The 16,402-nt window shown below is 70.4% G+C and carries 15 protein-coding genes; 8 read left to right on the top strand and 7 right to left on the bottom strand.

The genetic code is table 11. The features are described from left to right. Positions 1 to 18: 18 nt before the first annotated feature. Together ACFFR3_RS18355 and ACFFR3_RS18350 are read left to right on the top strand one after the other, a co-directional pair. The gene (locus ACFFR3_RS18355) at positions 19 to 1,908 is read left to right on the top strand and encodes an ABC transporter ATP-binding protein (protein WP_379483500.1); all 1,890 of its coding nucleotides are present in this window, start codon (positions 19 to 21) and stop codon (positions 1,906 to 1,908) included. 11 nt (positions 1,909 to 1,919) lie between these two features. Then, positions 1,920 to 3,749 (top strand): ABC transporter ATP-binding protein, encoded by a 1,830-nt coding sequence (locus ACFFR3_RS18350; RefSeq protein WP_379483499.1) that lies wholly within the window; start codon positions 1,920 to 1,922, stop codon positions 3,747 to 3,749. A gap of 107 nt (positions 3,750 to 3,856) precedes the next feature. On the opposite strand, the gene ACFFR3_RS18345 is transcribed toward ACFFR3_RS18350, so the two are convergent. Further along, positions 3,857 to 5,314 carry a serine hydrolase domain-containing protein gene (locus tag ACFFR3_RS18345; RefSeq protein WP_379483498.1) on the bottom strand — a complete coding sequence of 486 codons (1,458 nt, stop codon included), beginning with the start codon at positions 5,312 to 5,314 and terminating at the stop codon, positions 3,857 to 3,859. Positions 5,315 to 5,377: 63 nt separating this feature from the next. Here ACFFR3_RS18345 and ACFFR3_RS18340 point away from each other — a divergent pair, with 63 nt between their 5' ends. Together ACFFR3_RS18340 and ACFFR3_RS18335 are read left to right on the top strand one after the other, a co-directional pair. Then, entirely contained in the window at positions 5,378 to 6,100 is a 723-nt protein-coding gene (locus tag ACFFR3_RS18340) for a Clp protease N-terminal domain-containing protein (protein ID WP_345390934.1), read from the top strand. Between the two features lie 200 nt (positions 6,101 to 6,300). Further along, positions 6,301 to 7,422, top strand: a complete 1,122-nt coding sequence (locus tag ACFFR3_RS18335) for a serine hydrolase domain-containing protein (RefSeq protein ID WP_379483497.1) — start codon at positions 6,301 to 6,303, stop codon at positions 7,420 to 7,422. Between the two features lie 16 nt (positions 7,423 to 7,438). On the opposite strand, the gene ACFFR3_RS18330 is transcribed toward ACFFR3_RS18335, so the two are convergent. Both ACFFR3_RS18330 and ACFFR3_RS18325 read right to left on the bottom strand, forming a co-directional pair. Then, positions 7,439 to 7,909: a PPOX class F420-dependent oxidoreductase gene (locus ACFFR3_RS18330; RefSeq protein WP_364377313.1), complete on the bottom strand. Its 471-nt coding sequence runs from the start codon at positions 7,907 to 7,909 to the stop codon at positions 7,439 to 7,441. A gap of 65 nt (positions 7,910 to 7,974) precedes the next feature. Further along, entirely contained in the window at positions 7,975 to 8,403 is a 429-nt protein-coding gene (locus ACFFR3_RS18325) for an anthrone oxygenase family protein (protein ID WP_345390928.1), read from the bottom strand. Between the two features lie 186 nt (positions 8,404 to 8,589). Here ACFFR3_RS18325 and ACFFR3_RS18320 point away from each other — a divergent pair, with 186 nt between their 5' ends. The 3 genes from ACFFR3_RS18320 to ACFFR3_RS18310 all read left to right on the top strand — a co-directional run bounded on the left by ACFFR3_RS18320 (position 8,590) and on the right by ACFFR3_RS18310 (position 11,454). Then, positions 8,590 to 8,970 carry a hypothetical protein gene (locus ACFFR3_RS18320; protein ID WP_345390925.1) on the top strand — a complete coding sequence of 127 codons (381 nt, stop codon included), beginning with the start codon at positions 8,590 to 8,592 and terminating at the stop codon, positions 8,968 to 8,970. Between the two features lie 95 nt (positions 8,971 to 9,065). Further along, complete coding sequence (locus ACFFR3_RS18315; protein ID WP_379483496.1) at positions 9,066 to 9,545, top strand: phospholipase; 480 nt, start codon at positions 9,066 to 9,068, stop codon at positions 9,543 to 9,545. A gap of 64 nt (positions 9,546 to 9,609) precedes the next feature. Next, on the top strand, positions 9,610 to 11,454 hold the full coding sequence (locus ACFFR3_RS18310; protein ID WP_379483495.1) for a protein kinase domain-containing protein: 1,845 nt from the start codon (positions 9,610 to 9,612) through the stop codon (positions 11,452 to 11,454). Between the two features lie 41 nt (positions 11,455 to 11,495). On the opposite strand, the gene ACFFR3_RS18305 is transcribed toward ACFFR3_RS18310, so the two are convergent. Both ACFFR3_RS18305 and ACFFR3_RS18300 read right to left on the bottom strand, forming a co-directional pair. After that, positions 11,496 to 12,557, bottom strand: a complete 1,062-nt coding sequence (locus tag ACFFR3_RS18305) for a glycoside hydrolase family 19 protein (RefSeq protein WP_345390916.1) — start codon at positions 12,555 to 12,557, stop codon at positions 11,496 to 11,498. 75 nt (positions 12,558 to 12,632) lie between these two features. Then, complete coding sequence (locus ACFFR3_RS18300) at positions 12,633 to 13,070, bottom strand: DNA-binding protein (protein WP_379483494.1); 438 nt, start codon at positions 13,068 to 13,070, stop codon at positions 12,633 to 12,635. Between the two features lie 79 nt (positions 13,071 to 13,149). Here ACFFR3_RS18300 and ACFFR3_RS18295 point away from each other — a divergent pair, with 79 nt between their 5' ends. Next, positions 13,150 to 14,469: an AAA family ATPase gene (locus tag ACFFR3_RS18295; RefSeq protein WP_379483493.1), complete on the top strand. Its 1,320-nt coding sequence runs from the start codon at positions 13,150 to 13,152 to the stop codon at positions 14,467 to 14,469. Here ACFFR3_RS18295 and ACFFR3_RS18290 read toward each other — a convergent pair. Continuing rightward, positions 14,460 to 15,458, bottom strand: a complete 999-nt coding sequence (locus ACFFR3_RS18290; protein ID WP_379483492.1) for a MerR family transcriptional regulator — start codon at positions 15,456 to 15,458, stop codon at positions 14,460 to 14,462. The genes ACFFR3_RS18295 and ACFFR3_RS18290 overlap by 10 nt on opposite strands. A gap of 17 nt (positions 15,459 to 15,475) precedes the next feature. Continuing rightward, positions 15,476 to 16,366 (bottom strand): diacylglycerol/lipid kinase family protein, encoded by an 891-nt coding sequence (locus ACFFR3_RS18285; protein ID WP_379483491.1) that lies wholly within the window; start codon positions 16,364 to 16,366, stop codon positions 15,476 to 15,478. Positions 16,367 to 16,402: the final 36 nt, after the last annotated feature.

Genomic DNA, 16,402 nt, shown 5'->3' with positions numbered 1-16,402 from the left:
GCCGGGGAGACCATGTCCGTGACCACCAGCTCCGAGTTCGTCGTGACCGGTCCGCGCTTCGATCGGCGCGGCCCGGTGCGCTGGCTCTGGTCGCATCTGCGCCGCCATCCGGTGCAGCTCGCCGGGTTCCTCGGCGGCTCGGTCGTGATGATCGTGCTCAACTCCGCCGTCCCGCAGCTCACCGGCGCCGCGTTCGACGCCGTGCTGGGCGGCGGTGCCGGCGCGGCCCGCACGCTGGGGCTGATCGTGGTGACGCTGCTCGCCATCGTGGTCGCGCGCGGGCTGTTCGACCTGGTGGCTCGCATGTCCAGCGAAATGCTGGCCAAGCGGCTCGAACGCGACGCGCGCGACGAGCTCTACGCCAGCCTGCTCGGCAAGAGCCAGACCTTCCACAACCGGCAGCGGGTCGGCGACCTGATGGCCCGCGCCGCCAACGACATCAGGCAGCTGTCCTTCATGATCTCGCCCGGCGTCGATCTGATCGTCGACTCCGGGCTGTCGGGGCTGGTGCCGCTGTTCTTCATCGCCGCCATCGACCCTCGGTTGCTGCTGGCGCCCGGGGTGTTCGCGGTGATCTTCGTGTTCGCGCTCTGGCACTACATGCGCCAGCTCAACCCGGTCGCGACGCAGATGCGGGAGCAGTTCGGCGAGGTCAACGCCGGGCTCAACCAGGCGGTGCGCGGCATCGAGGTGATCAAGGTGATGGCGCAGGAGGGGCAGGAGCGGGTGCGGTTCCGTGCCAACGCGCGCCGCTACCGGGATCTTTTCGTACGCAACGGGCTCGTCCAGGCTCGCTACCTGCCGACGCTGCTGTTCGCGTGCGCGCTCGCCGGGGCCCTCTGGCATGGCCTTTATCTCCAGGGCATGGGCGCGATCACCGTGGGAGATCTGGTGGCGTTCATGGGGCTGATGGTCATGCTCGGCTTTCCCACCCAGATGTCGATCTTCACGTTCTCGCTGGTGCAGATCGGCATCGCCTCCTCCCGGCGCATCCTCGGCATCATCACCGCCGAGACCGAGCTGCACCAGCCCGCCGACGGGCACGCCGGCCGCATCTCCGGCGAGATCGTCTTCGAGGACGTCACGTTCGGCTACGACGACGGGGAGCCGGCGCTGCGCGGGGTCAGTTTCACCGTCAAACCCGGCGAGACGGTGGCGATCGTGGGGGAGACCGGGTCGGGCAAGAGCACGCTGACCAAGCTGGTGCCGCGCATCTACGACGTCACCTCCGGGCGCATCCTGGTCGACGGCGTGGACGTACGCGCCTGGGATCTCGACTCGCTGCGGTCCCAGATCTCCACGATCGAGCAGGACATCGTGCTCTTCTCGCGGTCCGTGGCCGAGAACATCGCGTTCAGCATGGGGCAGCGGGCCGATCGGGAGGCCGTGATCAGGGCGGCTGAGGACGCGCAGGCCGCCGAGTTCGTGGCCGAGTTGGAAGACGGCTACGACACGGTGATCGGGGAGCGTGGTGTCACCCTGTCGGGCGGGCAGCGGCAGCGGCTGGCCATCGCGCGGGCGCTGCTCACCGACCCGGCGATCCTCATCCTCGACGACTCCACCAGCGCCATCGACTCCGCCACCGAGGACAAGATCCAGCAGGCGATCGGGCGGGTGCTCGAAGGGCGTACGACGTTGCTGATCACCCATCGGCTTTCGCAAATCAGGTGGGCCGACAAGGTCGTGCTGTTGCGGCGGGGTGAGCTGGTCGACTGCGGGACCCATGACGAGCTGATCGCCCGCAGCCGCCTCTATCGCCGCATCTTCGCCCATTACGACGAGGCCGACTACGCCGGGCCCGATGACGGCGCGTCCGGGGACGGCGGGCCCGATGACGGCGCGTCCGGGGATGGCGGGTCCGGGGACGGGGCGCAGGTGCTCGCGCAGGAGCAGGGGGGTGTGCGCTGATGGGGTTCATCATGGACGGCCTCGAGGCCGAGGACTACGACCGCACCTACAACGATCGTGACCTGTTGCGCCGCATCCTGGCCTACTTCCGGCCCAAGCTCGGGCCGATGGTGCTGGTCGCGGTAATGATCGTGCTGTCGTCCACCAGTCAGGCGTTCGTGCCCCTGCTGACCAGCCACGTCGTGGACGCCATCGCCGACGGCTCGATCGGGCGGGTCGGGTGGATGTTCGTGCTGGGGCTGCTGGGGGCGGGGGCGCTCGGGTGGGTGTTCAACTTCGTACGCCAGTCGTTCAGCTCGCGCGTCACCGGCGACGTGGTGCTCAAGCTGCGCGAAGACGCCTTCGACGCGGTGCTCGAGCGTGACATGTCCTTCTACGACGAGACGCCGTCCGGGCGCATCGTCAGCCGGGTCACCTCCGACACCGACGACTTCGCCACCGTCTCCACGCTGACGATGGACCTGATCAGCCAGGTGCTGATGGTCGGCATCGTGACGGCCCTGCTGTTCCTGCGCAGTGTCGAGCTGGCGCTGCTGACGCTGCTGATCGTGCCCGTGGTGGTGGGGCTGGCGCTGCTGTTCAGGCGGCTCGCGCGGGCCAGCACCCGCCAGGCGCAGCGCTCGCTCAGCCGGGTCAACGCCAACCTCCAGGAGACCATGGGCGGCATCGCCGTCGCGAAGAACTTCCGCCAGGAGCAGCAGGTCTACGACGAGTTCCGGCCGATCAACCAGCAGAGCTACCAGGTGACGTTGCGGCAGGGGTTCGTCTTCTCCGGGATCTTCCCGGTGCTGTTCCTGGTGGCGGGGCTGGCGACCGTGGCCCTCGTCCAGCTCGGTGGCTCGGCGGTGCTCAGCCGAGGGCTGACCGCCGGTGACTGGTACCTGTTCCTCCAGGGGGTCGCGCTCTTCTGGATGCCGCTCACGTCCATCGCGGCGTTCTGGTCGCAGTTCCAGCAGGGGCTGTCGGCCTCGGAACGGGTGTTCGCGCTGATCGACGCGCCGCCTCGGGTCGTGCAGACCGACACGAAGCCGGTCGGGCGGCTGGCCGGGCGCATCGAGTTCCAGGGTGTGACGTTCGGGTACGACGCCGCGCATCCCGTACTGCGCGACTTCGACCTGACCATCGAGGCGGGCGAGTGCGTGGCCCTCGTCGGGCACACCGGGGCCGGCAAGTCCACGCTCAGCAAGCTCATCACCCGGTTCTACGAGTTCCAGGACGGGAAGCTGCTGATCGACGGGGACGACATCCGTACGCTCGACCTCGGCTCCTACCGGCGGCAGATCGGCGCGGTGCCGCAGGCTCCGTTCCTGTTCAGCGGCACCGTCGCCGACAACATCCGCTACCCGCGGCCCGACGCCACCGACGAGGAGGTGCTGGCCGCCGCCTCGGCCGTGGGCGACGGCGACTGGATCGAGGCGCTGCCCGATGGGCTGCGCACCGACGTCGGCGAGCACGGGCGGGCGCTGTCGATGGGGCAGCGGCAGCTCGTCGCCCTGGCCCGGCTGCTCATCCAGGACCCGGCCATCGTCGTGCTCGACGAGGCCACGGCCAGCGTCGATCCGCTGACCGAGGCGCAGATCCAGGAAGGGCTCGACGTGGTGCTCGCCGGCCACACCTCCATCGTCATCGCCCACCGGCTGTCCACCATCGAGCACGTCGATCGCATCATCGTGCTCGACCACGGGCGGATCGTGGAGGAAGGCGACCACGCCTCGCTGCTGGCGCGCGGGGGCCGCTACTGCCAGGTCTACAACACCTACTTCCGTCACCAGTCCCCGAACTACCGCGCGGGGACAGGCTTCGTCCCGGTCAGCGAGGGCCAACTGACCGGCTCAGCCTGACCGGCTCGGCCTGACCGGCTCGGCCTGACCGGCTCAGCCTGACCGGCTGGAGTCGGTGGTGGGTGCCTCGGGTTGGTTGGTGGCAGGGGAGTCGTGGCGGTGGTGGGTTATGAGGCTGTCTGCTTGCGGGCTTGGGCGCCCAGGTTGGGGACGCCGAGTTGCCTCTTGAGGAGTTCGGCCTCGTGGTCGGGGAGTTCCCGGCGGATGGTCATCGCGTTGTCGAGGAGGGGGTTGTCTGTCAGGCGGACCTGGCGGACTCCCTCGGCGAACGCCTCCGGGTCCCAGCCGGCGGCGGCCTCGGCTCCGGCCGCCATCCGGGTGATCGACTCCGCGCTGGGTGGGGTGGCTATGCCGAGGCGGGTGGTGAGACGGTCTCCTACCAGGAGTCCCGCGAGGTAGCTGCGGCCTGACACCGGGGTGCGCCGGGGGCGGGGGTCGGCGCCGTGTACCCAGGCGGTGACGACCTCGGCGACGAGGCGGGCGGCGGCGTGGCTGGGGCGGTCGGAGAGGCCGAGATCGCCGAGGTCGTACTGGTTGGTGGAGATGACCAGCACCACGCGGTCCTTCGTCCAGCCTCGGGTGAAGTGGTTCCAGCCCCACAGGTACTCGCCGCCGTGGCCGATGTACGGGTGCTCGCCGCCGTCGAAGACGTTGAAGACGAAGCCCACCGAGGCGTCCGTGCTGGGGCCCGTCAGAGTGCCGCCGGATGCCTGGGCGGTGATCATCTGCTGGGCGGTCTCCGGGGTGAGGATGGAGCCGGAGTCCAGTTCGCCGCCGTTCAGGAGGGCCAGGATGAAGCGGGTGTGGTCGGACGGCGTGCTCAGCGCCGATCCGGCGGGCCAGTCGCCGGGGTAGAGGGGTGGCAGCGCGAGGCGCAGGCCCGGCAGGGTGGCGTAGCCGGTGGAGCGGCGGGCCAGCAGTTCGGCGGGCACGTGGTCGGGGTGTTGAGCGCGCGGGAACACGGTTGAGGCCATCCCCAGCGGGGCGAACACGTGTCGCGCCACCCACTCCGAGAACGTCACGCCGTCGGGGTTGAGCAGCTCGACCAGGTGACCGACCAGGGCGATGCCGATGTTGCTGTACGTGTAGCGCTCGCCGACGGGCGCGGCCCAGAAGGGGAGCAGGGTGCCGCCGTACGCGTCCGATCGGGCCTCCGTCAGCACCTGGCGCAGGTGGTCGGCCAGCGGAGGGGGCGGCAGGTGGTCCCAGTTGCCCATGTTCGTGCCGAGGCCGCTGCGGTGGGTCAGCAGGTCTCGCAAGGTGATGGAACGTTCCCCGAGCGGGTTGCGTACGTGCTCGTCCAGGGGGTCGTCCAGGCCGATCACGCCGCGTTCGACGAGTTGGAGGGCGGCGACGGCGGTGTACGCCTTGGAGTCGGAGCCCGTGGGGCCGACCGTGTCGGGGGTCATGGGGCGGGCGGTGGCGACGTCCGCCAGCCCGTACGCCCTGGTCAACGCCACGTCCGTGCCCACACCGACGGTGAGTGAGAGACCGGGGGCACCGCAGTGGCCGAGGATCTCCGGCGTGAGGACGTCGAGCGCCTCCGCCAGCTTCTTGATGTCCATGCGTCAACGATGGCCTTGACGCTTCAGAAGTGTCAAGGATTACGTTGACAGCATAATGGGATAGTGCCCGAGCTACCCGACCTCACCGCCCTGCTGTCGATCGTCGAAGAGCGCAGTGAGGCCGCCGACCCCTTGAGCCGCCTCACCGTCGCCGAAGGCGTGCTGTCCGAACTGGAGGGGGTCGGCGACCGGCTGCTCGGCTACCTCGTCGAGCTGGCCAGGGCCGAGGGCTGCTCGTGGTCCGACATCGGCGACCACCTCGGCATCAGCCGCCAGGCCGCCCAGCAGCGGTACGGTCGCCGCTGGTCCAGCCTGACCGTGGCCGACCTCGCGCAGTCGGGCGCGTTCGACCGCTACACCGGCCGCGCCAAGCAGACCCTGGAACGGGCAGAGGCCCACGCCCGCCGGCGAGGGGCCACCGCCGTCGGGGCCGATCACCTGCTGCTCGGCATCCTCGACGATCCGCAGACACTGGCCGTACGGGCGATCGCCGCCCAGGGCGCGGACCCGGCCGCGCTCAGGGCCGACCTGGAACAGCAGCTCACCGAGGGTCCAGGGTCTCCCGCGACGCTCCCCATCGGCGCCGACGCCCGCCGCGCCCTCCAGGCGGCGCTGGTCGAGACGGCCGAGCTGCGGCACAACTACGTCGGCACCGAGCACATGCTGCTCGGCCTCCTGCGCGAGAAGTCGATCGGCCTGCTGCGCGAGCGCGGGGTCATGCTCGAACCGACGCGCGCCGCCGTACGGTCGGCGCTGGAGGCGATCCTGCGCGCCCGGGAGGGGTAGCGAAGGCGGGTTGAGCGCAGAGACCAGCACGAGCGCGGCGAGGGATTCGAACGCGGAGACGACCCAGGGGTGGTGTCGCGGGCGGGAAGGTGGCGTGGGTTCACGTGGCTGGCGGGGGTCGGTGGTACAGCTAGCGCTACCTCGTGCTGGCCCGTATACGGGATCGCGACGGCCTGGCAGCGCTCAGTAGCGTTTCCAGCATGATCACTCGACGCACCCTCCGCTGGACCGGCGCCTCCGCTCTCGCCCTCGCCGTCCTGGCCGGTCCCGCCGTGACCGCCGCCCACGCCGCCGCGCCCGAGGCGGCATTCCAGGACGTCGTGGACGACCTGGTCACCAAGGACAAGTTCCCCGCCGCCATCGCCACCATCCAGGACAAGGACGGCGAGATGACCGACTACACGGCCGGCAAGGGCGAGCCGCCCGCCGACGGCTACGTCCGCATCGGCAGCAACACCAAGACGTTCACGGCGGTGACGATCCTGCAGCTGGTCGGGGAGGGCAAGGTCAAGCTGGACGGCCCGGTCGAGACGTACCTGCCGGGCCTGCTGCGCGGCAAGGGCGTCGACGGCCGCCGCATCACCGTACGGCAACTGCTCCAGCACACCAGCGGCCTGCCCGAGTACACCGACTTCCTGGCGAAGGGCGCGCTGCCGTACCAGCACACCTACTTCCAGCCCCGCGACCTGCTCGACCTGGCGCTGAAGAAGAAGGCCCAGTTCGCGCCCGGCACGAAGTGGTCGTACACGAACACCAACTTCGTCGTCGCCGGCCTGATCATCGAGAAGGTCACCGGCCGCCCGGCCGCCGAGGAGATCGAGAGGCGGACCGTCAGGAAGCTGGGCCTGGAGCACACGTACTTCCCGAACGTCGGCGACCAGGGCATCCGCGACCCGCACCCGACCGGCTACCACCGCGACGACCCGGCCAAGCCGATGACCGACGTGTCCACGTATGAGCCGTCCGGCGCCTGGACCGCCGGCCAGATGATCTCGACGCCGAGCGACCTCAACCGCTTCTTCACCGCGCTCCTCGACGGCAAGCTGCTCAAGCCCGCGCAGCTCAAGCAGATGCGCACCACCGTCAAGGCGCCGGAGCTGGGCCCCGGCGGCCGGTACGGGCTCGGCATCAGCGCCGTCAAGCTGTCCTGCGGGGGCACGGCTTGGGGTCACGGCGGGGCGATCCCCGGTTTCTACACCACGAACGCCGCCACCGAGGACGGCCGCGCCGCCGCCATCGCGGTCACCCACCTGCCGGCGACCGCGCCCGCCCAGCAGCACGTCGAGGCCGCCCTGGACACGGCCCTGTGCGCGAAGTCCTGAGGCGGTCCTGAGCCGGTCAGCCGTTGTCCACGAGGCGGGCGGGGAAGCCGCCCGTCGCGATGGGGCCCCAGCGGTCGATGGTGATGCGGATCAGCGACTTGTCCTGGCGGCGCATGGCCTCGCGGTATTCGTCCCAGTCGGGGTGCTCGCCGGCGATGCACCGGTAGTACTCGACCAGCGGCTCCAGCGCGGCCGGCATGTCGAGCACCTCGGCCTGCCCGTCGACCTGCACGTAGGGGCCGTTCCAGTCGTCGGACAGCACGCACATCGACACGCGGGGGTCGCGGCGGGCGTTCACGGCCTTGGCGCGGTCGGGATAGGTGGACACCACGATCCGGCCTGACTCGTCCACACCACACGAGACCGGCGACAGCTGGGGGCGGCCGTCGGCGCGGGTGGTGGAGAGCAGGCCGTGGTGGCGGGGGCGGAGGAAGTCGAGCAGTTCGGGGAGCTCGACGCGGCGGGCGGTGGCGATGCTCGGTGCCATCTGCAGATGCCTCTCATGACGTCAGTGCAACAAGCCCGATCCTGCCACCCGCCCGGGAACGCTCTTCACAGGGTGGTCAGTCCGACGCCGGCCAGGACGAGGCCCGCCGCGCAGGCCACGGTCCTGATGGTGTTCCAGCGGGTCCAGCGCGGCGCGTACTCCTGGTAGGACATGGTGCCGGCGTCCAGGGCGTTGTTCATCGGTACGTTGATCGCCACCGTGACGAGGAACGACCCGACCGCGTTGACCGCCGCCGCGGCGTAGAACCACATCGAGCCGCCGACGATCCCGGCCGCCAGCGCGGCGAGCGGCGAGCCCATGAAGGCGATGTACAGCCACGGGTTGAGGATCTTCCGGTTGATACTGCGCATCGCCGCCTCCGCCTGGGCCGGGTCGATGGCGTTCAGGCCCGGCATGACGGACATGGAGAAGGCGTAGAACAGGCCCGTGAGGGCGCCGTGCAGCAGGAGGGTGAGGAGAGCCAGAACCATCATGCCTTCATGGTGACCCGCAGCAGGTGAGACGGGCCATGGTCGTTCCGCTCATTCGCATAAGAGAGCGTCTCAAGGTCGCTGTGACGGTCGTCACGTTCGCTGTGTGCATTCGTCCACAGTTGATCTGCTTGGGTCTCCGTAATGTCCCTGTCAACGGATCACACCGACGACGGGGAGGAACCCGAAATGCGTAAGACCCTTGCTATCGCCGCTCTTGCCGGTTCGATGGCCGTCACCGGCCTCGCGATGACCGCGCCCGCCCAGGCCTCGACCGGGACTAGCTGGGGCAAGGTGTTCTCCAGCGACCACAAGGCGTACACGTTCGGCAAGACCTGGAAGTCCGGCGGCAAGGTGTTCACGAAGTGGTACGGGGTGGACAAGCGGGGCGGGAAGAAGGGCTGGGTCTGGTTCGAGGTGTACCAGAACGGTCACTGGACGAAGTTCAACAAGGCGTGGGACGGCAAGGTCGTCGGCACGTGGAGCGGGCACGGGATCCAGAAGGTGTACACGTTCACCTGCTGGGCCGGGAAGTTCGACAACTGCGGCAAGAAGTACCGCATCTACTAAAACTTGGGGGAGGCCCCGAGCGTGTCTCCCCGCGCCGTCACGGGTGATCGGGCGAGGCTTGCCTGGACAGGTTCTGGCCCGACAGGCAGGCTCTCATGCTCGGACGATCCTTCGCCGCCCTCGCCCTGACCACCGCCGTTCTCACGCATCCGGCTCCGGCGTACGCCGTGACGCTTGAGCAGAAGCTGGCCACGCTCGCCGCGTTCACCCAGCCCACCGACGCCAGCTCGACCGCCTGGCGGGGCGCCTGGGCAGACCAGGGCTCGTGGGCCGCGTACGCCTTCGACTGGACCACCGACCAGTGCTCGGCCAGCCCCGACAAGCCGCTCGGCTTCGACTTCAGGATGCCCTGCACGCGGCACGACTTCGGCTACCGCAACTACAAGGCGGTCAGCCGGTTCACGGAGAACAAGGCGCACGTGGACGACGCCTTCCTGCACGACCTGCGCCAGGTGTGCGCCGGTCACGAAGGGGCACGCAGGAGGGTGTGCGAGCGGCTCGCCTGGTCGTACTACCAGGCGGTGCGGCGGCTCGGGGCGCTGGTGCCGGGGGACAGGCTCGACGAGTTCGCCTGATACCGGGGGACTCCGGGCGATAGTCTGCTCGCGATCATCGTCGTCGCGGGCGGAGGGGGAAGCGGTGCCAGGCCCGACGCGCGACCCGGAGCAGGTGGGACCGTACCGGATCGTGGGGCGGCTCGGCGCCGGCGGGATGGGGGTCGTGTACGCCGGCGTGGACGCCGCCGGTCAGCGCGCGGCCGTGAAGCTCATCCACGACTCGCACGCCGCCGACCAGGAGTTCAGGGCGCGGTTCCGGCGCGAGGTCGCGATGCTGCGCCGGGTGCGGGGCGCCTACTGCGTACGCATCCTGGCCGACGGCGCCGACGCGGCGCAGCCCTGGCTGGCCACCGAGTACATCGCGGGCCGGACTCTGACCGAGCACGTCGCCGAGCACGGCCCGCTGCGCGGCGACGAGCTGTACGGCCTGGCCGCCGGGCTCGCCGAGGCGCTGACCGCCGTGCACGCGGCCGGGGTCGTGCACCGCGACCTGAAGCCCTCCAACGTGATGCTGTCGCCGGACGGGCCCCGGCTGGTGGACTTCGGCATCGCCCGCGCCCTCGACGGCACCGCCCTGACGGCGACCGGCCACGTGGTGGGCTCGCCCGGGTGGGTGAGCCCCGAGGAGTACGCGGGCGGCCCGACCGGCCCTGCCGCCGACGTGTACGGCTGGGCGCTGGTCGTCGTGTACGCGGCTACGGGGCGGCAGCCGTACGGGAACGAGCGGGCCGAGGTGCTCGCGCTGCGCGTGTTGCGGAACGCGGTGGACACCACCGCCTTACCGCCCGCGCTCAGAGCCTCGGCCGATCGGGCCCTGTCGAAGGGGCCCGAGCAGCGGCCCGCGATGGGCGAGGTGCTCGCGGCGGTCGCCACCGCATGGCGCGGGCAGCCGGTGGCTTTCGGGGACGCGGTCGCCGACATCACCGACCGCGTCAAGCGCACCTGGCCGTCCCGCACGGGCAGCGCGACTCCCTGGCCGAATGCCGATCGGCCGCCCGCGGTGGGCGGCGCGACGTCCTGGCCGCCCGGCGCGACCGCCCGGCCCGGCGCCGCTGGGCCCTCGGGACAGCCGGCGACCGTGCCGCCCCGGCGCCGCGTCAAGGTCGTGCCGATCGCGGCCGTCGCGACGGCCGCCGTGCTCACGGGCGTGATCCTGCTGAACACCCTCCCCGGCGCGACCACCGCACAAGGACCGGACACCACCCAAGGACCGACCACCACCGGCCGGCCGACCAGCACGACCAAGCGCGATGCCACCCCGGCGACCGAACCGGCCACCCCCACGTCGGCACCCGCGCCCCGTACCCAGGCCGACCTGGCCGCCGCCCTCGACCTCGCGCTCAGTGCCACCCCCGCCGCGACCTTCTCGTACGAGGGCGGCTTCACCCAGAGCGCCGCCACCGCCGTGGCCTCCGGCCGCCTGCACCACGACGACGCCTCCGACTCCGACGCCTTCACCATGCACGTCAATCCCGCCGACGGCTCAGGAGAGGCGGACTACGTCATCGCGGACGACGAGCTGTACGTGGACCGGCCGGGCGCCCGAGCCCTGGCCCTGGAGCAGAAGACGGCAGACAAGCCGTGGTTCGCCCTGCTGGTCGCGGGCACCGCGGGGCCGTCCGTCATCAGGGACGTCGTCCAGAACAGCACGACCTTCCAGGCCAAGGGCCGTACCTACTCGGGTGGCCTGCCCACCACCACGGCCGCCGGCCGGCTGCGGACCCTGCTCGCCTCCTGGCTGGGCGGCCAGGTTCCGGACGACGACAAGTCCTTCATCACGTACGAGCTGACCCTCGGCTCCCAGAACCGCCCTGCGAGATTCGAGCTGGCGTGGAAGGTGCCGATGGGCGTGAACGGCACGTACGAATCGGTCTTCACCACCAAGTACGCCAAGTGGCAGGAGAACGGCGAGATCCCCAAACCTTGAACGGCCCGCCATGAAGCAGGCGGGCCGTCGGAGGGGAAGGCTCAGCAGGAGAGGTTGCCGCCCGGCGAGACGCCGAGGATCTGGGTGAAGCGCTGGTAGCTGTTGATCCGGCTCTGGACCTGCGCCGGGTTGCCGCCGTCGCACTCCACGCGGCCGTTGATGCTCCGGATGGTCTCGCCGAACCCGCGGCCGTTGACGATCGCGTTGTGGGCGGTCATGGTGCCGGGGCCGTTCTGGGTCATCCAGTACCAGATGGCCGTCTTCCAGGCGACGGAGGCGTCCTGCTGCACCAGCCACGGGTTGGTGAGCAGCGGCAGGCCGAGCGCGTCACCGGCGGCCTTGTAGTTGTAGTTCCAGCTCAGCTGCATGGGGCCGCGGCCGTAGTAGGCGGACTGGCCGGCCGGGCAGCCGAACGACTGGCCGGGGTCGCAGTAGTGGGAGTAGTTCGCGGTGTTCTGCTCCACGATGTGGACGAGGCCGCCGGTCTCGTGGCCGACGTTCGCGAGGAAGGCCGCCGCCTCCTGCTTCCTGACGGTGTCGCTGCCGGTCTTGGCGAAGGCCGGGTACGCGCTCAGGGCCGCGACGAGGCCACTGTAGGTGTAGAAGGAGTTCCGGCCAGGGAACATCTGGTCGAACTGCGCCTGGCTCACGACGAACCCGGACGGGTCGGGCGGCGGGTCGGTGGGGCCGCCGCCGTCGCAGGTGTACGGGTCCCAGTACCAGTGGCTGATCACCGGGTCGTAGCCGGGGTTCTCGTGGACGGCGATGTAGTGGTTGCCGTCGGTGTAGCGGACGATGCTGCCCACGGCGTACCACTGTCCCGCCACCCAGTTCGGGTAGCTGCAGGACGTCCCGCCGCCGCTGCCGCCGGTGCAGGTGCCCTGGTCGGCCCAGACGGCGGCGCTGCCCGGCGTCTCGCCCTGGGTCCACCACTGGGCCCTCCAGTTGCGCCCGTTGTACGACGCCGTCGCCCCACCGGTGTAGACCGCCGAGGAGCTCCAGGCGCCGGCGCAGGCGGCGGCGTTCGCCGCACTCGGCACGAGCACCGCGAGCACGCCCGCGGCCAGGCATAACGCCGCCAGGTGGGCCAGGAGTCTACGCACGTGACCACTCCCTCAATCTCTTAGGAAAGTTTCCTAAGGATTAACGGAGAACCTGCCCCCACGCAAGGCCCAAAGTCAGGGCGCCTCCTCGGCGGCCGTCCGATCGGCGAGGCGCTCGTACCGCTGCCGCGCCGCCTGCGCGGTGCCGAGCCCCAGCCCGAACGCGATCTCCTGCCACGTCATCCCCCGCCCCCGCGCCATCTCGAGCAGCCCGGCCTCCAGCGCGTCCATCTCACTCCGCACCATCGGAACAAGACTCAGCGCAGCGGTGATGTCCGCCTGATCCACGGCCGGCTCCCCGTCGTCGAAAGGGGCGGCCCCACTGAGCAGGAACGTCACCAGCCTGATGGCCTCATGCGGCCCGAGCATCGACGGATGAACCTGCCGGAGCCGCTGCTCGTCGGTGGCGGCATGCCGCTCGGCGATCCGGAAGAGGGACGCGTACACCCGCTCGGCCCGCGCCTGCTCGGGGTGCGGCGCGGTGAAGGGGTCGGGTTGCTGGGAGTTCTGCATGGAACCACGGTGGCGCAGGCGATGACTGATGTCAACATAATGTTTTGAACAGACTGTTCAATGTGCGATGATCGCTCTCATGGTGGACGGCGAAGCGGGTCGGCCCTCGATGCTTCTGGCGTTCCGGGCGGAGAACATCTACTCGTTCCACGACGAGGTGGACTTCTCGCTGGAGGCGACGGCCGAGGAGGGCGTCCCATGGCACCGGGAAGACGGTCGGCCGCTGCGGGTCCTTCCTGCGGCGGGTGTGTTCGGTGCCAATGCGTCAGGCAAGACCAACCTGCTCAAGGCGCTCCACGATCTGCGGAATCTCGTGCTGTTCTCGTTCCGCTCCGAAGGGATTCGGCGTCACGGCTTCCGGCTCGACCCCGAGGCGGCCGAGCAGCCGACCCGCTACGAGGTCGATCTCGTGCTCAACGGCGTGCGTCACGAGTACGGCGTCATCCTGGACGACCGGCGCGTGCTCCATGAATGGGCGTACCGATATCCGCACGGCCGCGCGGCGCTGCTCTTCGAGCGCAAGCACGGAGAGCAGGTCGACATCCCCGCGGGCAAGCGGGCGATCGGGCAGGCGATCGAGCGCGTCGTCAGGCCGGACGCCTTGTTCCTGTCGGCCGCGGCCGCCGGCGAGCACCCTGATCTGCTGCCGCTGCACAACTGGTTCGGACGGAACCTGAAGCTTGTGGATGCGTTGAGCAGGCAGGCCCGGTGGACGTACACCGCGCAGCTGCTTCGCGAGGAGATCACCCGCGAACAGGTCCTGGCGCTGCTTCGCGCCGGGGATCTCGGCATCGCGGACGTCAGGACCCGGCCGCTCGACCCCGAAGTGCTCGGACGGGTCAACCGCGCCATGCTCATCTGGGGCGGCTACAGGGACGGCGGCGGCGGTTTCCCGCAGATCGACCTCGACGAGCTGGGGTTGACGCTCACGCACCGCGGGGTGCGGGGCGACGCCGACTTCGACGTGTCAGAGGAATCTCTGGGCACTCTCGTCTGGCTGGGCATGGTGGGGCCGGTCTTCGAGGCTCTCGAGCTGGGGGCGGTGTTGCTGGTCGACGACCTGGGGTCGAGCCTGCATCCCGTCCTCGCCGAGCGGATCATCGGTCTCTTTCAGGACCCCGAGGCCAATCCCCGCGATGCCCAGCTCATCTTCAGCTCTCATGCCCCGTCGCTCATGGGCGATACGGCGCGCCAGGGCGTTCTGGGGCGGGACCAGATCTGGTTCATCGAGAAGCTCGCGGACGGCCGGAGCCGCCTCTACCCCCTGTCGGACCTGTCGCCGCACGAGGAGGAGGTCATCGGGAAGCAGTACCTCTCCGGCCGGTACGGCGCGACGCCGATCGTCAGCCACGAGGAGTTCGTCGACGTCGCACGTCTCATGATCGGCGGTCACGAATGACCCGGCGAGGAGCGATCCGTCGTGGCGAGGAGGGCGGCGGCGAGCCAGGTGAAGGGGAGCGGGGGGTCGGGTGGGGTGGCGTTGATGGTGGCCACCAGCGACAGGTACCTGCCGTGGGTCGAGTCGAAGGCCGAGTCCTCGTCCATGGGTTCGCGTTCGATCTCCTCGATCAGGCGGAACTTCGCGGCCAGGTCGGTCTTGAAGGTGGTGTCCGGTTGTCTGTCGGTCAGGCCGGCGGTCGCCGCTGCGAGGCGGGTGGCGGCGGCTTTCACCCTGGGGGCGTCCGGCGGGAGGCCCTCGCGGTGGGCGGCCAGCAGGTCCGCCATGATCTCCGTGCCGGTGATGTGGATGAACTCCTGTACGGGGGTGGTCGTCATCTGGCGGCCTGACGGGGTGTGGTAGGCGTCTTGTAGGTATGTGCGGACTGCTTGGCGGAAGTCCGGGTCTCCTACCAGGTCGCCCAGTTCGATCCAGGCTTCCAATTGGATGGCGGTGGGGTCGTCGGGCAAGTGGGGGCGGATGGCGCGCAGGCTGTCGACGAAGAGGGGGGAGGCGTCCAGACCCGCGCTGACGTCCGTCCAGAAGTCGTCGATCAGGCGTTCGCGCTCCTCGTCGGACATCGACACGAGCCGCTGCATGAGGGCGGCCTGCTCGATGGTGCCGCCCTGGCCGACCAGCGTGCGGAGCACCGCGCGGCGGGCGCGTAACGTGCGTTCCTGACTTTCGACCAGCTCCAGGTGCAGGACGAACAGCTCGTGCAGGGTCGTCTCGCCGGCCAGGAGGCGGCGGATGTCGTCCAGGCCCGTGTCCAGGTCACGCAGGGTGCGGACGAGGTCGAGGCGGGCGATGGCGCGCAGGTCGTACAGGCGGGTGCCGGACTCGGCCAGGCGGGTGGGGGCGACGATGCCGGCGTCGGCGTAGAAGCGGATCGCGCTGACGCTCAGGCCGGTGCGGCGGGCGGCGTCCCCGATCGAGTAGAGCTCGTCCATGCTGTCACTATGGGACCTCAAGCTGCTTGAGGTGCAACCATCCGCCAGGCGTGGGGCTCCACGGTCCAGGTGCGGGCGGCGTGCGGGCCGGTCAGCTCGCCGTCGGCGTTGACGTGCAGGTCAGGCCCGGACACGTGGACGCGCGTTCCGCGTACGGTGACCACCTCCGGCCGCTCGGTGTGCCGGCCGAGCTTGAGCAGCACCCCGTACATGAGCCGCTGCAGCGGGCCGGTGGCGAACGAGACGACCACGTCCGCGAGCCCGTCGGAGGGGCGGGCGTCGGGGGTGAGGGGCGTGCCGCCGCCGATCGAGGTGCCGTTGCCGATGCCGACCATGAGGACCCGGCGCCGGCCGTCCGCGACCACCTGGCCGTCCACCTCCACCTTGAGCGGCAGTCCCTTGGTACGCGCGCCCGCCACCAGACTCCCCACCGCGTACGCGAAGCGGCGCAGCACCGGCTTGAGCGGCGTGGCGGTGCGGGCCGCCTCGACGCCCACGCCGATGTGCACGGCGTTGACCACGATGCCGCCTTCGTCGTCGCGCAGCAGGTCGAGCGGCCGGGGACGGCCCGACGCCGCCGCCCGTGCGGCTTCCACCGGGTCGAGCGGTATGCCGAGGCCGCGTGCCAGGTCGTTGCCGGTGCCGAGCGGGATCAGGCCGACGGTCCTGGTGGCCAGCTCGTCCCGTTCTGACAGGGTGGCGACCAGGGTGTGCAGCGTGCCGTCGCCGCCGAGCACGACCGGGTCGCGGTCGGGGTGCTCGTCCAGCGCCTTGGCGAGCGCGCCGGGGTCGTCGAGGCGGACCTGAGCGGTGTCGGCGTGCTCGTGCAGCACGGTCATGATGTCCGCGACCACGTCGTCGCCGGCACCGCCCGCCGCCGCGTTCACGATCGCCAGCAACCGGCGCATGGAGCCCTCCCTCGCCGCGCGTCCTCTACGGGGCCG

Source organism: Nonomuraea salmonea (assembly GCF_042428605.1).
Lineage (GTDB): Bacteria > Actinomycetota > Actinomycetes > Streptosporangiales > Streptosporangiaceae > Nonomuraea > Nonomuraea salmonea.
The sequence above is the reverse complement of the archived record's forward strand: the minus strand, read 5'-3'. Positions and strand labels throughout refer to the sequence as shown.